22 protein-coding genes, 1 tRNA gene and 2 pseudogenes are annotated in these 18,299 nt (G+C 59.1%); 13 read left to right on the top strand and 12 right to left on the bottom strand.

The annotated features are described in order from the left end of the window. Window positions 1-22: 22 nt before the first annotated feature. The 4 genes from IPK17_RS16180 to IPK17_RS16165 all read right to left on the bottom strand — a co-directional run bounded on the left by IPK17_RS16180 (window position 23) and on the right by IPK17_RS16165 (window position 3,687). Window positions 23-2,146 carry a Tex family protein gene (locus tag IPK17_RS16180; protein WP_343418721.1) on the bottom strand — a complete coding sequence of 708 codons (2,124 nt, stop codon included), beginning with the start codon at window positions 2,144-2,146 and terminating at the stop codon, window positions 23-25. A 164-nt stretch (window positions 2,147-2,310) separates the two neighbouring features. Further along, window positions 2,311-2,499 carry a hypothetical protein gene (locus tag IPK17_RS16175; protein WP_343418720.1) on the bottom strand — a complete coding sequence of 63 codons (189 nt, stop codon included), beginning with the start codon at window positions 2,497-2,499 and terminating at the stop codon, window positions 2,311-2,313. Window positions 2,500-2,548: 49 nt separating this feature from the next. Further along, entirely contained in the window at window positions 2,549-3,049 is a 501-nt protein-coding gene (locus IPK17_RS16170; protein WP_343418719.1) for a hypothetical protein, read from the bottom strand. A gap of 203 nt (window positions 3,050-3,252) precedes the next feature. Next, entirely contained in the window at window positions 3,253-3,687 is a 435-nt protein-coding gene (locus IPK17_RS16165; protein WP_343418718.1) for a hypothetical protein, read from the bottom strand. 270 nt (window positions 3,688-3,957) lie between these two features. Here IPK17_RS16165 and IPK17_RS16160 point away from each other — a divergent pair, with 270 nt between their 5' ends. The 5 genes from IPK17_RS16160 (at window position 3,958) to IPK17_RS16140 (ending at window position 5,808) form a co-directional block, all read left to right on the top strand. Continuing rightward, entirely contained in the window at window positions 3,958-4,311 is a 354-nt protein-coding gene (locus tag IPK17_RS16160; protein WP_343418717.1) for a PAS domain-containing protein, read from the top strand. A 136-nt stretch (window positions 4,312-4,447) separates the two neighbouring features. After that, entirely contained in the window at window positions 4,448-4,777 is a 330-nt protein-coding gene (locus IPK17_RS16155; protein WP_350341636.1) for a PAS domain-containing protein, read from the top strand. A 10-nt stretch (window positions 4,778-4,787) separates the two neighbouring features. After that, window positions 4,788-5,036 carry a PAS domain S-box protein gene (locus tag IPK17_RS16150; protein ID WP_343418716.1) on the top strand — a complete coding sequence of 83 codons (249 nt, stop codon included), beginning with the start codon at window positions 4,788-4,790 and terminating at the stop codon, window positions 5,034-5,036. 5 nt (window positions 5,037-5,041) lie between these two features. After that, window positions 5,042-5,359: a histidine kinase dimerization/phospho-acceptor domain-containing protein gene (locus IPK17_RS16145; RefSeq protein WP_343418715.1), complete on the top strand. Its 318-nt coding sequence runs from the start codon at window positions 5,042-5,044 to the stop codon at window positions 5,357-5,359. Window positions 5,360-5,502: 143 nt separating this feature from the next. Continuing rightward, window positions 5,503-5,808 carry a sensor histidine kinase gene (locus tag IPK17_RS16140; RefSeq protein WP_343418714.1) on the top strand — a complete coding sequence of 102 codons (306 nt, stop codon included), beginning with the start codon at window positions 5,503-5,505 and terminating at the stop codon, window positions 5,806-5,808. Window positions 5,809-5,877: 69 nt separating this feature from the next. Here the strand turns inward: IPK17_RS16140 and IPK17_RS16135 are convergent. Further along, window positions 5,878-5,950 (bottom strand) — tRNA-Ala (locus tag IPK17_RS16135). Between the two features lie 97 nt (window positions 5,951-6,047). Here IPK17_RS16135 and IPK17_RS16130 point away from each other — a divergent pair. The 5 genes and pseudogenes from IPK17_RS16130 (at window position 6,048) to IPK17_RS16110 (ending at window position 9,063) form a co-directional block, all read left to right on the top strand. Next, window positions 6,048-6,785 carry a glycosyltransferase gene (locus IPK17_RS16130; protein WP_343418713.1) on the top strand — a complete coding sequence of 246 codons (738 nt, stop codon included), beginning with the start codon at window positions 6,048-6,050 and terminating at the stop codon, window positions 6,783-6,785. Between the two features lie 45 nt (window positions 6,786-6,830). Further along, window positions 6,831-7,205, top strand: a pseudogene (locus tag IPK17_RS16125) (glycosyltransferase); the annotation flags it as partial. Further along, window positions 7,189-7,776, top strand: a complete 588-nt coding sequence (locus IPK17_RS16120) for a hypothetical protein (RefSeq protein ID WP_343418712.1) — start codon at window positions 7,189-7,191, stop codon at window positions 7,774-7,776. The pseudogene IPK17_RS16125 and the gene IPK17_RS16120, both read left to right, overlap by 17 nt. 30 nt (window positions 7,777-7,806) lie before the next feature. Continuing rightward, window positions 7,807-8,223 (top strand): annotated as a pseudogene (locus tag IPK17_RS16115) (glycosyltransferase); the annotation flags it as partial. Window positions 8,224-8,304: 81 nt separating this feature from the next. Further along, window positions 8,305-9,063 (top strand): glycosyltransferase family 2 protein, encoded by a 759-nt coding sequence (locus tag IPK17_RS16110; protein ID WP_343418736.1) that lies wholly within the window; start codon window positions 8,305-8,307, stop codon window positions 9,061-9,063. Here IPK17_RS16110 and IPK17_RS16105 read toward each other — a convergent pair. After that, window positions 9,016-9,561, bottom strand: a complete 546-nt coding sequence (locus tag IPK17_RS16105; RefSeq protein WP_343418711.1) for a LysE family translocator — start codon at window positions 9,559-9,561, stop codon at window positions 9,016-9,018. The two genes, IPK17_RS16110 and IPK17_RS16105, sit on opposite strands and share 48 nt — an antisense overlap. Before the next feature lie 455 nt (window positions 9,562-10,016). Here IPK17_RS16105 and IPK17_RS41070 point away from each other — a divergent pair, with 455 nt between their 5' ends. Beyond that, window positions 10,017-11,099 carry a glycosyltransferase family 4 protein gene (locus IPK17_RS41070; RefSeq protein WP_502748847.1) on the top strand — a complete coding sequence of 361 codons (1,083 nt, stop codon included), beginning with the start codon at window positions 10,017-10,019 and terminating at the stop codon, window positions 11,097-11,099. Here IPK17_RS41070 and IPK17_RS40585 read toward each other — a convergent pair. Further along, the gene (locus tag IPK17_RS40585; protein ID WP_350341635.1) at window positions 11,041-11,469 is read right to left on the bottom strand and encodes an HNH endonuclease; all 429 of its coding nucleotides are present in this window, start codon (window positions 11,467-11,469) and stop codon (window positions 11,041-11,043) included. The two genes, IPK17_RS41070 and IPK17_RS40585, sit on opposite strands and share 59 nt — an antisense overlap. Before the next feature lie 102 nt (window positions 11,470-11,571). After that, entirely contained in the window at window positions 11,572-11,775 is a 204-nt protein-coding gene (locus IPK17_RS16085) for a hypothetical protein (RefSeq protein ID WP_343418710.1), read from the bottom strand. Between the two features lie 1,186 nt (window positions 11,776-12,961). On the opposite strand from IPK17_RS16085, the gene IPK17_RS16080 reads away from it, so the two are divergent. Further along, window positions 12,962-13,117 carry a hypothetical protein gene (locus tag IPK17_RS16080; RefSeq protein ID WP_343418709.1) on the top strand — a complete coding sequence of 52 codons (156 nt, stop codon included), beginning with the start codon at window positions 12,962-12,964 and terminating at the stop codon, window positions 13,115-13,117. A 209-nt stretch (window positions 13,118-13,326) separates the two neighbouring features. Continuing rightward, the gene (locus IPK17_RS16075; protein ID WP_343418708.1) at window positions 13,327-13,554 is read left to right on the top strand and encodes a hypothetical protein; all 228 of its coding nucleotides are present in this window, start codon (window positions 13,327-13,329) and stop codon (window positions 13,552-13,554) included. Between the two features lie 1,185 nt (window positions 13,555-14,739). Here IPK17_RS16075 and IPK17_RS16070 read toward each other — a convergent pair. The 4 genes from IPK17_RS16070 to IPK17_RS16055 all read right to left on the bottom strand — a co-directional run bounded on the left by IPK17_RS16070 (window position 14,740) and on the right by IPK17_RS16055 (window position 18,057). After that, window positions 14,740-14,955 carry a hypothetical protein gene (locus IPK17_RS16070; protein WP_343418707.1) on the bottom strand — a complete coding sequence of 72 codons (216 nt, stop codon included), beginning with the start codon at window positions 14,953-14,955 and terminating at the stop codon, window positions 14,740-14,742. A gap of 96 nt (window positions 14,956-15,051) precedes the next feature. Continuing rightward, on the bottom strand, window positions 15,052-15,849 hold the full coding sequence (locus IPK17_RS16065; protein ID WP_343418706.1) for a type 1 glutamine amidotransferase family protein: 798 nt from the start codon (window positions 15,847-15,849) through the stop codon (window positions 15,052-15,054). A gap of 557 nt (window positions 15,850-16,406) precedes the next feature. After that, the gene (locus tag IPK17_RS16060; RefSeq protein ID WP_343418705.1) at window positions 16,407-16,949 is read right to left on the bottom strand and encodes a hypothetical protein; all 543 of its coding nucleotides are present in this window, start codon (window positions 16,947-16,949) and stop codon (window positions 16,407-16,409) included. Window positions 16,950-17,706: 757 nt separating this feature from the next. After that, on the bottom strand, window positions 17,707-18,057 hold the full coding sequence (locus IPK17_RS16055) for a hypothetical protein (RefSeq protein ID WP_343418704.1): 351 nt from the start codon (window positions 18,055-18,057) through the stop codon (window positions 17,707-17,709). Between the last annotated feature and the right edge of the window lie 242 nt (window positions 18,058-18,299).

Raw genomic sequence — 18,299 nt, 5'->3', positions numbered from 1 at the left:
TGCGTCACGCGGGCGCGCTGACTTACTTCACCCAACCCAAACTGATGCGCCCGCGTTCCCGTTCGACGTTGAGAATTTCCACTTCGAGCACGTCCCCGACACTCAAGGAGTGGCCGCGCGGAATTTGGCTGCGATGCAGCAGCCCGTCCTGCTTCACGCCGATGTCGATGAACACGCCAAAATCGACCACATTGCGCACCGTGCCGTTGAGCCGCATGCCAGTTTGCAGCGCCTCCACCGAGAGCACGTCGCTGCGCAAGATGGGCGCGGGCAAGTCCTCACGCGGATCGCGACCGGGGCGGACGAGCTGTTCGAGGATGTCGGTGAGCGTCGGCACACCCGTGCCCAACTCGGCGGCTAACTGCGCGACAGTGTAGCGCTGCAGCAGGGCGTTGAGCGGTTCGGCGCGCTCGGCGGGCGGTGTCTTGAGATTGAGTCCCGCGCGTTCGAGGACCGCCGTCGCAATCGCGTAGCTTTCTGGGTGAATGGCGCTGGCATCCAGCGGATTTTTGCCCGCCCGCACGCGCAGAAAGCCCGCCGCCTGCTCAAAGGCTTTCGGCCCCAACCCGGCGATCTGCTTCAACTCGACGCGGCTGTTGAACACGCCTTCCCGGTCACGGTACTCGATGATGCGTTCGGCCAGCTTCGGGCCGATGCCCGCGACATGCGTGAGCAGCGCGACCGAGGCCGTGTTCACATCCACGCCCACCCGGTTGACGGTCGCTTCGACGACGGCGTCGAGCTTGTCGGCGAGCTGCTTCTGGTTGACATCATGCTGATACAGCCCGACGCCAATGGCTTTCGGCTCGATTTTGACCAGTTCCGCTAGCGGATCGAGCGCCCGCCGCGCAATCGAGACCGCGCCGCGCAGTGTGACATCGAGATCGGGGAGTTCGGCGCGGGCCAGCGGGCTGGCGCTGTAGACGCTCGCGCCCGCTTCATTGACCATCAGGTAGTGGCGGTCGGCGTCAGTGAGTTCGGCGGCCAACTGCTCGGTTTCGCGCGAGGCGGTGCCATTGCCAATCGCGATCAGCGTGACGTGGTGCGTGCTGATCAGCCGCTGTAAGCTCTGTTTGGCTTCCCCCCAGCGGCGCTGCGGCTCGTGCGGGTACACCGTGTCCGTGGCGAGGACTTTGCCCGTGGCGTCGATCACGGCGACTTTGCAGCCGGTGCGGTACGCCGGGTCAAGACCCATGACGACGTGTCCCGTCAGCGGCGGTTGGTTGAGCAGGCCGCGCAGGTTGAGCGCAAACACCTGAATCGCGTGGGTCTCCGCTTGTTCGGTGAGCGTGGCGCGCACATCGCGTTCGATGGCGGGCAGCAGCAGGCGTTTCGCCGCATCGGTGATCGCCAATTCGAGCTGTCCCGCCAGCGGCGAACGCGGATCCGGGCGGTAGACCGCGTGAATGGGCGTGAGCCAATCGCGTTCGGCGACCTCGACTTTCACGCGCAGGACTTTTTCGCTTTCGCCGCGATTGATCGCCAGCACCTGGTAGGGCTGCACCCGATCAATGCGCGCCTCATAGGTGTAGTAGGTCGCGTACACGTTCTTTTCGTCCGCAGCCTCGGCGATCTTTTCGCTGCGCAGCAAGCCCCACTTCAGGGCTTTTTCGCGCACACCGCCGCGAATGCGCGCATGGTCGCTGATCGCTTCCGCGACAATATCGCGCGCTCCGGCGAACGCCGCGTCGACGGTCGGCACGTCGGCGGTGATGTACGGCGCGGCGATCTGCGTTTCTGTCTGGCGCAGGCGCGCCTGCTGGAGGATCAGATCGGCGAGACCCGCCAGTCCTTTTTCGCGGGCGATCTCCGCGCGGGTGCGCCGCTTGGGGCGGTAGGGCAAATACAAATCTTCGAGTTCGTTCAGCGACTGCGCGGCGGTCAACTGCGCGCTGAGTTCCGGCGTGAGTTTCCCTTGCTCCTCAATCGAGTTGAGAATCGTTTGCCGCCGTTCATCGAGCGCGCGCAGATGCGCCAACTGTTCTTGCAGGCGGCGAATCTGGTCTTCGTCGAGACCGCCCGTCATCTCTTTGCGATAGCGCGCAATGAACGGGAGCGTGTTGCCCGCATCCAACAGTTCAATCGTGGTGTTGACCTGCGCGGGGCTGACATTGAGGGCTTGAGCAATGGTCGTGCTGTGGTTCATGGGGTCTCTGTTCCTGAAGTTTTGCGGTAGTGTCGCTAACCCGTCGCCAAAACGCAAGCTGACAACATGAGGGCATATATCCCCAGCTTTCAGTGACTAGTCCAACGCGGGGCGACAATCAGTTCACTAGCGCAGCTTAACATCTGCCAAAAGTTCGGAAAGTTTCACCAGCGAACCGGGTGCGCCATAGTTAAATCCTGACTTCCCCAAGTATCAAGTTTGATAACTTGCCGAGGGGTCAAAAGTCCGAATATCTCTTTCCAATAAGCAATCTGCGCAAAAAATGTTCCAAGATTGATAATCCACGTACCAATACCATAGAGAAGAACAAACTGCGTCCATTGATCGAGCAACGTGGTTGATCTCGCTTGTCTTTCTAAGTCATGGATCTGGTCACTTGATCTATAATATTCGAGCCAACGGCGGAGGATGATGAGCTGAAGTTGACCTCGTACCGCTTGCGCTAGTGGCGGTTGAGACTTGACTAGTTTTGACCCCTTGGCCCAGTCGAGTAAGTAACAAACCATCCCATCCTGAGACTCTGACAAACGGTTCAAGACGTTTATAAAGATCATCATAGTACTGATACCAATCGAGAATGGTTGCGCTCTGCCCAAGTACTTCAAGCTGCGTAAAAGTGGTTCGCCATAACCGGCGCAGCTTCTCCTTTGTGTTCACTTCCGCCGCAATCTCAAGCTCGGGAACTGGTTCGGGGACTGAATATCCGAGGAGCGCAGAGGCAGGCAAGGCGAAGTGTTTCGCGACGTTTCGTAACTCCGGAGTGCTTTCAAGATTCAAGCCCCAGCGCCAGGAAAAGCGTTCATATTCGTCAATACTCAGCGCCTTAAAGAAGGGAAACCAGAAAGCGATTATCTCGTCGTCTGACCCTATTGACTCGCCCATTGGACTACCTCGCAACACTCAAGACTCATCATTCAGTTAGTCATAATTATAGGGCTGTTAACCAGACAAAAAACGCCAGTCATTGTGGCTGGCGGTTGATTTAGGGGGTGAGCTACCACAAATCTGAGACGCTGATCAGTAACGAAGATGTATCAATGGTCATCATAGGTTCAAATTCAGTTCAGCCGATATAGTCTTCCCCTTCATCGTGAAAATTTCTCTACAAGGTTGTATATAAACGTCCCGGTGCGACGATGGATTGACGTTGTAACCCACGTAGATGGATATACCAGCTTTATAGAGTGGTTTCCACCGAAATTCCCAATGCCGGGTATACCAAAATAGGCATTTTCTTCATTCTCTAGGTCAATTACCCATTGGCCTCCCAGATATTTTCGAAAAACTTCCCCTACATAAGTTCCGATTGTATCAATAATGGCTAACTCATTAACGGAGAGATCTCTCTGCACTTCTGGGTACTTCTGAAGTAACCATGTTTCTAGATGCTTCAACGAGTCAAGAGAAAAGTCTAAGTAGCTGAGAAGTTCCGGTGGTATCGAGGCAAAAAAGCGCATTAGCCTTAAGTCTTTATCATCTAGCCATTCATCGAATTGCTTCTGAGTTTCGAGCCGAAACATCAGTTAGTCCTCACTTGCGGCCTATTGATCAAATCTGTCACTCAACAATGAGTTTATATTCTTAAGCCACGAGGTACACAAGTTTGGTCAAGAGAGGCTCCACTGTCGCCCGGGAATCACCTTACACGGCATTTTCTATTCGTCATACACAGACGCAATGCCACTATAATGTGGATGATCGTGAGTCAAGCTTCACCTTTTGGCAAATTCTCGCTGAGATTCACGTTCAAGCCGTCTGTTAGGTAGCATTTGGGAACCCGGAATACCACTATGCCCTTCGTTGCTGACCCACTCCGCCCGATGAACTTACCTGAGCCAGCGCTCTATCAATTGGTGGTGCAGAACTTGCCCGATCTCGCCATCCTCGTATTTGACCATGACTTGCGCTATCTGCTCGCTGAAGGTGACTTCCTCAAATCCGCTGGCCTCATCCCCCAAGAGCTGATCGGACGAACACTCTGGGAGGTGTTCCCGCCGGACGCGCAAGCGCAGCTCGTGCCCCACTATCGAGCGCGCTTGAAGGGCGAACCACCGAGTTCGAAGGTCGCCAAAACCAATTCATCTACCAAGCCCAAGCGCGACCGCTCCGCGATCAACAAGGTCAGATTGTGGCGGGCATGCTAGTTGTACGAACCATGACGGCGGCCAAAGAGCCGGAAGAAGTCCTGCGGGTAAGTGAAGAGCAGACGCTGGTTCGGGATAGCACCGAACGCCAGCACATGGTCGAACAACTGGCCCAAGAGCGCGCCTCCTGCGCACCTTGATCGACCATTTGCCCGATTTGGTCTACATCAAAGACCAAGACAGCCGGTTCGTGATGATCAACCGCATCCCCCACGATCAGATGACGTTTACGCGTGAACAGATCATCGGCCACACCGACTTTGACCTGTTTCCGGAGGAGATGGCGGCCACGTTCTTCGCTGATGAGCAGGCCATTATGCGTTCGGGTCAAGCGATCATCAACCAAGAGGAGTTCGTTATTGCGCCTACCGGTGATATCTTGTGGTTGTCTACTACCAAAGTCCCGCTGCGCAACAGCGAGGGGACTGTTATCGGGAGTCGTCGGTATCACCCGCGATATCACTAAGCAGCGCCAAGTGGCAAAGGCGCTCGAAGTCAGTGAAGCGCGCTTGCGCCTGATCATGAAGAACAGCCATGACGGGATCATGTTAGCGAATGAACAGGGACAGATTTTGCTGGTCAACCCGGCAGCGTGCCGCATTTTTGGACGCGATGAAGCTGAACTGCTCACTACTCAACACGCTAACCTCATTGACGAAACTGACCCCGTTTTCTCCGCTTCCTCGATACGGTCATGCAAACCGGACATGCTAAATGTGAGTTAACCGGCTTGCGTTCCGATCGCAGTGCCTTTCCAATTGAACTGGCGATCAGCATGTTTACCAGCCAGAATGGCGGGGAACAGCTGGTCAGCATGTCGATTCGCGATCTGTCGGAACACCAGCGCTATCAGCAGGCGCTGATAGAACAAGAGCGGTTGCAGACGGCGCTGGCCAAGGAAGCCGAACTGAGCCAGCTCAAGAGCCGGATGATGGAACACATTGCCCATGAGTTTCGCACCCCACTCACTATCATTCAGACCAGTGCCGAGTCGTTGGAAACCTATTTCGAGCGCTACACGGCGGAACAACGCGCAGCATGCATTTAATCCGGTTGATCTCAGTAGCCTGTGTTGTCAGACTGCCCAAGAACTGGAAAAGCAGTTTGGTCAGCCCGGTAAGTACCGCCTTGATTTAACTGAGCCGGTCACGCTGGGTGGCGATGCCGCCCTCTTGAAGCACGCGGTGTTCCATGTGCTGCAGAACGCGGCGCAATTCTCGGCACCCGGCTCATCCGGTGGAGGTCAGTCTAGCGGTGCATAACCAAGGCATTGATTTACGGGTACAAGACACGGGCATCGGTATTGTGCCCGACGAACGGGGACGTATTTTTGAGGCATTTTTCCGGGGCAGCAATATCGGCGTAGTGAGTGGGCTGGGGTTGGGTCTGACGATTGCTAAAGCCGGCATCGAGCTGCATCAGGGAACGATCACGGTCGAGAGTCGTTTGGGGCACGGCACCACCGTCCACATCTGGCTACCACTCAGACCAGCGTAGACGGGATTCGAACCTGTTCAAGTTAGAAAACAAAAAGCGACTTAATCGTAAGTCGCTTTTTCTTGGGTGTGGACCTGAGGGGATTCGAACCCCTTACCTCTACAGTGCGATTGTAGCGCTCTCCCAAATGAGCTACAGGCCCGTGAGTTGCACGAACGAGAGGAATTGTAATGGCGGCGGGCATGGGTGTCAAGGCGGAGTCTCACGCTAATGCGGAAAATTCGCTACAATGACGCCCTATGATGAACCATGTCTTGATGCTCAGTCTGGATACCGCGCTCGCCACCCAACCGCAAGGTGACTCCCGAGCGCGGCACCTCACCTACGCGGCGCGGACGGGGCGCTTGACGATCATCGTCTACACGCCGCCGCACGTCGGCGCGGCGTTTCAACCCTCCGACCACCTGACCATTATCCCGACCAACAGCCGCCATCCGGTGTTGTTCCCGCTGGATGCGATCCGGTTGGCGCGGGGCGTGCTGCGCGGCGGCGGCGTGAACCTCATCACGACGCAGGAGCCGTTTGCGACCGGGCTGGTCGGCTTGTGGCTGCGCTTGCGCTATCGTGTGCCGCTCCTCGTGCAAAATCACAGCTACTTCTTCGGCAATCAGGCGTGGCTGGATGAGCGCCCGCTGCGCAATCGTCTGCTTACGGCGATTGGGCGGGTGGTGGTCGCGCGCGCCGATTTCTATCGCACGGTCAATGATAAAGAGAAGCAGAACTATCTCGCGGCAGGGGGATCACCGCGCCGGGTGGTCGCTCTGCCGTTAGGGACGGCGGCTAGCGCCTTTGCCGCCGCGCCCGATCCTGATCAACTGGCGGCACTGCGTGCACGACTCGGTTTGACGGCGGCGACGCCCGTCGTGCTGTGGGTTGGCTATCCGGTTGGGTTCAAGCGCGTGCCGATCCTGTTCAAAGTGTTCAAGAAAGTGCTCAGCCGCGTGCCCGACGCCAGCTCGTGCTCATCGGCGATATGAAGCGCTCCCGGTTGAACTTGTTACGTTGGCCAGAGCGAAGGGTTAGCGGACAGCGTGATTTTCGATGGACCGGTGCAGCACGATCAACTGCCGCTGTATTACGCGCTCGGCAGCGTGTACGCGCACACTTCCTCATATGAAGGGGTGCCGCGCGTGCTGTTCGAAGCGTCGGCGGCGGGGCTGCCGCTCGTGGCGCTGGATGTGGTCGGCGTCAACGAGGTGATCGAGAATGGCGTGAACGGCTATCTCGCGCCGGATATGGATATCGACGGCATGGCGGGGCGGATCGTCACGCTGCTGCAAGATCCCGTGCCCGCCAAGGCGATGGGCGAACGCGCGCGCGATCTCGCGCTGCGGCGCTACGATGCCGAACGCTACATCGATGCGTGGATGGGCGTGTGGCGTGAAGCGATCGCCTAGGCATGCGCAGGCGGCGGAGGTGGTTGTGAATCTGCTGCTGTTCAACCTCGCGACCGACGCCGACGATCCGATCCTCGGCTTTACGACGGGCTGGAGCAACCGGCTGGCGGCGCATTACGAGCACATCGATGTGATTACCATGCGCGCCGGACGCTTGGATGTTGCGCCGAATGTCAGTGTGTACTCCATTGGCAAGGAGCGTGGCTACGGAGAAGCGCGGCGGGCAGTCGAGTTTTACCGCGTGTTGAGTACGCTGCTGTTACGGCGGCGCTACGCGGCGTGTTTCGCGCACATGCAGCCGCTGTTCGCGCTGATGAGTGCGCCGCTGCTGCGACCGTTGAATGTGCCGATCACGCTGTGGTACACGCATCGCCAGCGGCATCGCACACTCGAATGGGCGACGCAGGTCAGCCGCCGCGTGGTGACGGCGTCGCCAGACAGCTTTCCCATCGCGACGCCGAAACTGCGGGTGCTGGGGCACGGGATTGATACGGAGTTTTTTAGGACTGAGGGCGAAGGTCTGAGGACTGAGAACAACACTTCGTCTCGGGACGCCACCCTAAAAAGATGATCTTCTGCTCAGTCCTCAACCCTCAGTCCTCGTCCTCAATATGTCGTGCATGTGGCGCGGCTGATGCCGATCAAGCAGCAGGCGACGCTGATTCGCGCGCTGCCGAGCGTGCCCACGGCGCACGCCGTGTTCGTCGGCGATGTGCCACCGGAGCAGGGCACGAACTATCGGGCGGAACTGGAAGCACTCGCGCGGGATCTCGGTGTGGCAGAACGGGTAACTTTCGTGGGCAATCAGTCTGCGGAGGGCGTACGGGCGTGGTATGCGCGGGCGGCGGCGGCGGTCAATTTGAGCCCGGTCGGGCTGTTCGACAAAGCGGCGCTCGAAGCGCTGGCCATGCGCGTGCCGACCATCGTCACGAATCCGTCCTTCGATCCGCTGCTCGGTGATGCAAGCTGGCGCAGCGAGTCGCCGGAGGATCACGCGGGGCTGGCGGCACGGCTCACCGCGATCTTGGCGCTCGATCCGGCGGAACGGGAGCGGCTCACGAGCATCAGTCGCGCGCGGACGGTCGAGGCGAGAGATGACATGAATTTCCCGAAAACGCTGGTGATTATCCCCGCGCTGAACGAAGCGGACAGCATCGCCCATGTCATCGGCTTGATCCACCAGCACGCGCCGTGGGCGGATATCGCCGTGATCAACGATGGCTCGACCGACGATACGCGCGCCATTGCGACGACGCATGGGGCTGTTGTGCTCAACATGCCGTATAACGTCGGGATCGGCGCGGCGGTGCAGACCGGCTTTCTCTACGCGGCGCAGCATGGTTACGAGGTCACGGTGCAGAACGACGGCGACGGCCAGCATAACCCGCAGGAGATTCCGCTGCTGGTATCCGACCTGATCGCCAGCGGCTCGGATCTCGTGGTCGGGTCGCGCTACATCGAAGATCGCGGCTACATCACGCCGATGGCGCGCAAGGTCGGCATCGTGATCCTCGCGCGCATCATCTCGCTGATCACGCGGCAGCAGTTCACCGATCCGACGTCAGGCTTTCGCGCCTCCAGCCAGCGGACGATCCGCCTGTGCGCGCGCACCTATCCGCATGATTACCCCCGAACCGGAAGCGGTCGTGCTGCTGCACCGCGCCGGGCTGCGGCTGCGCGAAATCCCCGTGACGATGAACCCGCGCTACGGCGGCAAGTCCTCGATTACGCCGATCAAATCGGGCGTGTACATGCTCAAAGTGATTCTGGCGATCCTGATCGGGCTGCTGCGTCCCGCGCCATCCGTCGATTAGCTCGACTTGTGCCCGCCGCTGGAGAAGGCCGTGACCAGCCCTAAGCCGATGTAGATCGTCCCGCTGATGTATTTCTGCGCGCGCAAGAACGTCTGGTTGCGCTTGAGCCAACCGCCCGCCGTGCCGGAGAGGATGGCATAGGTGCCATCGGTGAACAGGGCCATGAGGGTGAACATCAGGCCGAGCAGCAAAAACTGCACGCCGACCGCGCCGCGCGCCGGATCGACAAATTGGGGCAGGAAGGCGAAGAAGAACAGCGCGGTTTTGGGATTGAGCACGGCAACAACCACGCCTTGACGGTAGATCGAGCCGAGGCTGCGCCGTTCAACGACTGCGTTGGCGGTGACGGGCGTTTTGTCGAGCAGGGTCTTCACGCCGAGGTAGACGAGATACGCCGCGCCGAGGTACTTGACGATGTCGAAGGCCAGCGCGGACGTGAGCAGAATCGCCGAGAGGCCGAGCGTCGCCGCGAGCACATGGACCAGCGTCCCGGTCTGCACGCCCATGACAGAGACGACACCCGCGCGCCGCCCCTGATCCATACTGCGCGCGACGATGTGAGCACGGCGGGGCCGGGCGTGATCAGCAAGATGAAGGCGCCAGCGAGGAACAGCGACAGCGTACTCAACGGTAGGATAGTCTCCATGCCTGTGATATCCTTGTGCGATTGGGTGAACACAACCCCTTTACTATAAGTGGACTTTCCTGACCTGTCTATGACCAGTTGATCCGGACCCTCACCCATACCCGCCCCATCCCGCCCCCCCCCGAATTAGGGAGGGAGCCAACATTACTCGCAGAACCCCGGATTAGATTTCTAGCGGACGCAACGGCGCGTCCGTCGTTCCAACCCCACCTCCGTTGGCCCCCCCTGCAGAATCAGGGAGGGGAGCCAGCATTCCTCCCCTCTCACCGCTGGCGAGGGGAGTTAGGGGTGAGGTTATGGCATCTGCTATACTGCGTTGACTGTGACCTGCCACCTGTAAACTGTGAACCCGTGCGCGTGTTGATGATCTCCAAAGCCTGCATCGTGGGCATCTACCAGAAGAAACTCGAACTGATCGCCAAAATGGGTGTCGAGCTGCTGGCGCTGGTGCCGCCCTCGTGGAAAGATGAGCGCGGCGAACAGCGCCTCGAACGCGTCTACACGGACGGTTACCGTCTCGAAGCCATCCCGATCTGGCGGAACGGCGATTTTCACGCGCACAGCTACCCGACGCTCGGGGCGCATATGCGGACGTTCAAGCCGGACATCGTGCACATTGACGAGGAACCGTACAACCTCTCCGCGTGGCAGGCGCTGTTCCATGCGCGGCGCGTGGGCGCGAAGTCGCTGTTCTTTAGCTGGCAGAACATCGCGCGGGACTACCCGCCGCCCTTCAGTTGGGGCGAACGCTGGACGCTCAACCACGTCGATTACGCACTAATGGGCACGGAGAGCGCCGCCGAAGTGTGGCGCGCGAAGGGTTACCAGAAACCGCTGCGCGTGATCCCGCAGTTTGGCACCGATCCTGACCTGTTTCACCCGGTCGCCGACTGGGCGCCCGTTCACGGTGGGCTTCTTCGGGCGGCTGGTGCCGGAGAAGGGCGTCGATGTGCTGCTGGACGCGCTCGGTCAGCTGGGCGGGGAGTGGCGCGCGCTGATCGTCGGCGGGGGCCGGAGGCGGAACGCTTGCAGGCGCAGGCCGCCGCGCACGGCGACCGGATTACGTTTCGCGAGCAAGTCCCGTCGACGGAGATGCCCGCGCTGTATCCGCAAGTCGATGTGCTGGTCTTGCCGTCGCTGACCCGCCCCAACTGGAAAGAGCAGTTCGGGCGCGTGCTGGTCGAAGCGATGGCGTCCGGCGTCCCGGTGATCGGCTCGGACAGCGGCGCGATTCCCGATGTGATCGGCGACGCCGGGCTGATCACGCCGGAAGGTGACGCGGCGGCGTTGGCGGAGGCGCTGCGCCGTGTGCGCGATGAGGCGACTCTGCGGGCGGAACTGGCGGCCAAGGGGCGGCAGCGCGTACTGGAACGCTTCACCCACGCGCAGGTTGCCGCCGACACAGTCGAGGTGTATCGAATGATGCTAGGCTAGCCTCACCACGAAAAATGCACGGGTAGTCGCCAAGTTCGGCTAGAATTTGACGATTTGTAATACGCTCGGAGTCATTCATTTGCAGCAATACAGACGGTGGTGCGACCTTCCGGGGTGAGTCCGATGATTTCCATGTCTTCGCGCAGAGTGAAGTGAGCATCCCACTGTTGCTCACGGATGGTACAAACGGGTTAGTGCTCGATCCGCCGGATCGTAAATCCGCAATCTCGTAGCCCTTATGCCCGTTGCATTTGTAGCAGGCGAAACACAGATTATCGACGTGATCTTCCCCGTCGTGCTTGATCGGAATGATGTGATCGATGTGAAAAGTGAGTGTGCCGCCGCTTTCGGGTAGGCGACAGTATCGCAACAGCCTCCAGCACGTTCCCGCACGATCTCGACGTTGGGTACGGGTGATGCCTGCGTTGCTCCGCGCTTGAGTTTGCTCCGCATTTGGCTTTGAGCAGCGACATCATTTCCTCGACGCGAATGAAATCGAGCTATCCTCGCGCTCAACGTCGCTCAACTGTCCTCGCCATTGAGGGTCGAGCAATTCAAGGGCGCGTGCTTCTAAATCATCGGGCAGGCGGTACGCGATGATCTCTTCCGGCGTTGGATTCGTCGCTAGGAAGTCGGTAATCACACCGAAAACGGTGCGACTGGGTGCATGCTGCATGATTCATTCCCTGTTCGGCTTCTCTTGGATTTTATTCTACCATTGATAGCAGCGGGCAGCTCAGCTTGCGCGCCGAGAAGAGGCGGACGCAATTCATTGCGTCCGCTGGTTAAGGATTAGGACACAGAAGTTCTAGGCTACTGAGGACAGTTCCAAAGGAGGTTTGTGATAGTCAGGATATGAGCGTTGCGTTCCGTAAACGTGGGATCATGGGTTCTAGTGATAGTCGACCATGATCGAATTTCATTTCCCGCCAAGTAAGAAACTCCTCTACTTTAGCTATTTCCTGAAGTAGTTCGACCAGCCTGCAGACCAGAAGGTTTCTCTAGACACCTCCTTAAGTAGCCTCGCAATATTGTCAACAATAAAGTTTCCATCATGTATTTCCCTGTGTTGTTAAATACATTTTCTTTCTGTAATCTCGTCAGATCTAGTAGATTACGAAGTGCAATCTCATTTGTACGATTCCTAATTGCCGGATTATTCCACTCAAATTGTCGCAGATTATCTGAAGTACAAGATGCTGGATGCCAATATCTGCTTGTATTTGTTTTCTGTAAAAAGCACTTTTTGTTAGAATGAACCAAGCAAGAACAAGTAACGGAATGGTTATGTTTTCAATCCGATCTATGCGGTGTCCACCATGAAAGTTAACAAACTCGTGGACCATTGTGACACGCCCAAGATGATCTGCTTCCTCAGTAAATCCAATCCCTAGGGCTGATGCTAATTCGGATTTAGCAGACCTAATGGTGTCCTCCCGATAGGAAATGGCATTCAGCCATAATGGCATTCTGTAGCGCGAATCGAGGTTCCGCGGCAAACGCGCCCCGATATTTTACTTTCTCTCCATTTTTCAAAGACTCGATTAGGTAATTGCTGTTTCCACTCATGGGTTGTTGCTTGGAATGCGGAATAGTTCGGAATAGCCATAGACGCAATCGTGTGCCATCGTGCAGCTTTTTCTGTCTGTAACCAATCGTCTGGATAACCATCGTAGAAAATGGGGAGCGTTAAACTGACCGAGTTGTCATCCAACTAGATTCCAGATCCACGTAAGTTTCATACTATAAGGTTATTTGCCTTTTAGTAAATCGTTTCGGCGGTATGGAAACATTAGTTTTCGAAGAAGCAATTCTAACGTCTGCTAATTGCGGTGCAGGATCAATTTAATGAGTGCTTAAAAATGCATCTCCAACCCACCGACCTGCCCAAAATTGGCGCGCTTACGACGCGGGCGCTCAACGGCGCGGGCTACACTCGCCTTGAGCAGTTGACGCTGGCGACTGAAGCCGAGCTATGGCGCTGCACGGTTTCGCCCGCGGGGCGCTGCGCATCCTAAAGAAGGCTTGCCGCACGGGGCTTAGTCGTTGGGGGGGTAAAGGCAGAGCGGCTAGAGCTTCCCGCCTGCTTGAGTTCGGCGATTTCCCGCGCATGGTCGCGCTCGTGGATGATCGCGCCTTCGACGAACTGCGCCAGCGGCCTGCTGGCCCTTTTTTACGGAAAGCGCACCAACCGCTGGTCGTAGGGCCCCGGCGGGGATGCTTCTCGATGAAGATTTTGAGCCGCAAAGCGGTTGATCCGCATTCCAGCTTCGCGCCTTCCACGGTTGCGCTCTGCCGCTCGGCGACGAACTGCGCGTTGGTCACATCGACGTTGGAGAGTAGGGGTAGGGCGTCACCGGGGATGCCCGCCACCGTGTCGCGGAAGATGGTGAACATCAGCGCGTCCCAGCCCGCCATGCTGTGCGAAGAAGTCACGCTTGTTCCAGCTGGATAAAATGTCGACCGCCTTCTGGTGCTCACGTCGGCCAGCACTGCCCACAGGTGATCCCTGCCCGGAGCCGTCTAAGGCTTGCTTGTAAATAATCAATCGAAGCCTTGTTAGCACTCATCAAAATCTCTCCACAGGTCAAAATCGCGCAGGTCGAAACGCCGTGCGCGTTACAGTCGCCCGCCGTATCGACCAGCTGCGCTTTCCGCGTGGCGTAAATGCGCCGCCCCACGTTGGATCGCACGTCTGGCCTTCGGGGCGGGCGCAGCAGCCCGGTATCCAGCGTGATCGGGCGGATGAAGTTGGTATTGCCGGGGCTGACGGTCGTAGCCGACGCCCGCCTTCTCCAGCTGATGGCCTCTGCACCGCGGCAGCGAGCTCGTCGCCGGACCGAGGATGGTCATGGCGACGCCGCCATGCACCAGCCCGATCGCCGGCTGAGAACCGCGGGCGTCACGGTGGTGGGGTGCGGAAGTGCGCGGGAAGTGGTGGTGGTGGTGAATACGGCGCGCCCCGGCGCAACTTCGACGAGCGCTCGCGCCGAGCAGAGAGGCGAAAGGCGGTCGAGGGATCTCTTCCCTGGTCGATCATCGCCTGCAAGAAGTCGAGTCCGCGCATGGTGCGGGCTTTCGGCGAGTGGCAGAGGTCGTGCCAGGTCGCGGTGCGGGTACGGCGATCCTATGTGTTTCCCTTGTTAAACCCAATGCAGCCATGCGACGTTTGCGTCCGCTCATCTCGACCCCACCCCAGCCCCACGCCTCCGAATCTCGGAGAGGGAGCCAGCAGATTGCCCAGCAACCTCTGCCCCTCTCCCCCTGCTTGCGTGGGAGAGGGGTTGGGTGAGGGGTGACCGAACTGACTGAGCGTAGTCCCTTCAAAGATCGTGCTTGAGGTGGAGGTCCTCTGCTCACCAGCACGATGCCCGTGGAAAATCAGCACAACGCCGAGCCACTGCGATTTGAGCGGCGTTCGTGCAGCAATACGCCGCAAGCACGACGGTCACGGTGGTGGTGAGGAGGACAAGACCGTCATTATTGAGACCGCACCGTGAGCGCCGTGCCCGCCCAGAATAGCGATGTAGGCGGTCGCTTCGGATACGCCGATCAGGGAGCACGCGCCCGAGGTCGCGTTTGCGCGGGACGGTCAGCGGATGGCGATGAGCAGCGCAATGCCGCTGAGACACGACGTTGGTCAGCGCGCTAATGATGAATAACGCGCGGGCAGAATGCCGCCGAGATACGGCGTCACGTAGAAGCCGAACAGCCAGAAGACGAGGGCGTAACCGACCGCGCCCGTGATCGCCCACGAGACGCCACTGGCGTGCGCACGCCTTGCTGCAAGGCTTCCGGGTTGATGATAAAAGCGGTTTCGCATCACGCCGACGACTGCCGACAGCACGCCGAGCATCACCGGCGCACGGCGGGCAGGCGTTCACCGCTGACGAAGGCGAACACGGCGGTCACCGCGCGCCAGTAGCCGCCGTGATCGGGGAGACGACCGCCATCAGGCCGATCTCGGAAGGCACGGTACAGTCAAAATTTGTGCTTGACGATGTTGAGCAGCGCCGCCCGACCGCCGCCACATAGACGATGGTCGGCTGGGCCCAGCGTGAAGACGCTTAGGCCGCCAGCGCGTACAGCCCCACGGTGATGAAGCCCACGAACTGCGGTGAAAAACAGCGTGCGAAAGCCGCCCATCTGGCGGAGGCCGTCCCGCGAGGAAATCCGCGCCGCCCCAGCCAATGGCGGACGTCAAACCGAGAATGATTTCCATGAGATCAGCCGGGCTGCCAGTAGTCGTATTCGATGTCATCGGGCGGTCTGCTGCGCCGCGTCTTCGTTGAGCAGGCGCTGCACCATGGGAAGGCCATGTCGATGCCCGCCGGACACGCCCGCCGAGGTCACGACGGCGTCCGTTGTCGACGTAGCGCACGTCACGCAGCACGGTGGTGGTCGGGCCGTTGGCGGCCAGTTCATCCAGATTGCTGAAATGGGTGGTCGCCTGTAGGCCGTCGAGGATGCCTGCCGCGGCGAGGACACGGGTCCTGGTGCGGGTACTCGACAGCGTGAACTCCGTGCGCTGATCCCGCGCTTTGACCCACGCGATCGGGGCCGTCTTTTGCTCTGGCCGCCTTCCGTGACCCGCCGCCGCCGGGGATGTACCAGGGCGACGCCGTGGCAGGGGGCAGGTGTCGATGCTGTAGTCGGGCACGATGGTCAGCGGGTTGGCCGCGCGGGATCGGCTCCAGGCGTTCCCGGCGACCGTATGGTGACGTTGAACGGCGGAAAATTGGGCTTCCAAGACCGTGACGCCTTCACTGAGGCGAACACGTTCCAGCGGCCTCGGGCGAAGCCGAGCACTTCGACGGTTTCAAAGAGGTGATCGCGATGTTGCGCGTCATGCGGGTTGATCCCTTATGTTTCCACGCCAAAACCCCACCCGGCGCGATCGCGTTTGACCTCCTCTGGCGTCAGCGAGGAGAGGGGCGGGGTGAGGTTTAGCTAGACCGTCTGAAGATGGGCGCGGTACGCCAGCAGGGGGGTGATCGCAGCCGATCAGACGATTTCGGTCAAAAGCAAGTTCTTGCTGCGCCAGGCCACCAGCGCGAGACAATGGCCCGCCACCGCCAGAAACGGATCTGCCGGGCTGAGCGCGATTTCACCTTAGGCATGATCACCGACGGGATGTATGATCGCCGCGAGATCGGCGGGCGGCACGTAAGCGCAGCGCCTTGAACAGCCGCGCAGGCAGCCCAATTTTGCCGACCAAGTTCCAGCAGTGGGTAGCGGATGAGGAAGGTCACCAGCGCCATCCCCGCTACGAGCAAGACTTCATTCAGGAGCTCCAACAGCAAAAGATCAAGATTCAACGCAAAGACACGCGAAGGCGGAAAGATTGGTGTAAAAAGATAGAAACTTACTTGGCGTCCTCGCGTCCTTGCGTCTTTGAGAAAGCGTTAAGTAGTTCTTCTTTGTTTCTCTTGCAGACCTTCCGCGATGACGCTTACCACCACGCCAGGAGCGCCGCGATGATCGGGCCGGATATTGTTGGGCAGGGTGGAGGTGAGCACGGCCACTATCCCGCCCCCACCAGCGCCGCGGCGAGGGGGGGGCGCTGCTTGAGCGCCGTCGGATCAGCATGCTGATGAACGTCAGCGTAGCGTGAAATCGAGGCCGAGGTTGTTGAGTTGATTCTCGGTCGACGGTGCTAGCGGCGATGTGATTCCGATCCACGAAGATCCGCCAGTTCATACAGCGCCAGCGCCTGCGCCGAGAAAATACCGGTGTTTGTGCGGCGAGTTCGTCCGGTTCGTTGTAGCGGTTAATCACCGTGAAGAAGGCCTCATCGGTGAGCAGGAAGCCCAGCACGATCAGCCAGCGGCGCGGCAAATGCTTTGACATAGGGCGCGAGCGTCGTGCTGTACAGCGCGTGGCGCAGATCACCCACGAACGTGGTCAGCCAGATGATGGGGAGCGTTCCGGCCGCTGGCGACCCGATTCACGCCGATGAACCCGTGATGATCCGGCGAACACGAACGCGGACAGGGCGATCGCCGGCCGAAGCCAGTGGCGACAGGCCGCTCGTGGGTGGCGACCGCGCCGAAAATCACGCGCTGAAGCGGCGCGGCCCCGACGATCACCGGGATCAATGGCGCGCGCCCCGCCAGAATTCGCGCGCGTGCGGGTAGATGTTTGGGATTTAACGGTCATAAGAACCGCAAGGAAAAGACCAGTAATGTATGTATGATGTCGGCGTACCAAATGTGACGGCACGCCTTAGAGAGGTGTCCAATCAGCCCCCCCTCGATCCCTTCTCCACGCAAGGGGGAGAGGGGGGAGAAAGTCTTTTGTCCCTCTCCCTGGCGGAGAGGACGCGCTGGGGGAGCTAGCAGGGTGAGGGGCGCGTGAATCCTCTTTTGACACCCTCTTAGCACGTCCCTACGAAGACAGTTCACCATGTTGGCCGTAGAAACGCGCTGGAAACCGTCCCGACCTGCTTGCGCTTGCCGCCCACGAGTCTGATGCTGATCCGGAAGACGCTCTGTACGTTTCCCAGCTTCGTCCAGCGTGGATCGGACGGTAGTCGCGGCCCGACCGTGGGCGTGGGAAGTACTTGTCGAGCAGCATCTCGTAAGGCGTGTCGGGCCTGTTCCTTCGATCATCGTGGCGCGCTCGAATACCACCACGCCGGAATACCCACGCTGAATTCCAGCGCTTCGTCGGCGGGCAGCAAACGCCCCACGGCACTCATTCTGAAGCATACCTTGGCGTCGCCTTCGACGTTGGGCCTGGGTGCGCCCGGACCTGCGCGGTATGTGAGGCAAATTGCCTGATTTTGCGTCATGTCGTACACGAACAGGTTGCTGTTGATAAATGGCTGGCCTTCGTGGACGGTGGCGAGCGTGCCAATCGGCGCGTGAGTGAGCATTTCGGCGATCCACGCTTCATCGGTGACCGCGCGATCCGAGCGGCGCACCCGATCTGGTGGGAGGGCATAATCTCTGGACATCGTTTTACCTGCTTTCGTGTTATAACAAAGAGAGTACCCAAAAACGTACTCCGCCCTTAGTGCCAAATAAGACCGCGCCTGATGATCGTTGCCAGAGAAGCGTGTAGAAGGTAAGATGATGGCTGGTAAACAGATATTCGCTCCGCAAAGCTGGTCGATATTCCAGTCATTCAGCGTCTGGTTGAAAAGGGCAAACGATCCGACAGTGAACTCGCCTGCACACGTGAGGCTATCAGCCAGCA

It is taken from the genome of Candidatus Flexifilum breve, assembly GCF_016713355.1.
The sequence above is the reverse complement of the archived record's forward strand: the minus strand, read 5'-3'. Positions and strand labels throughout refer to the sequence as shown.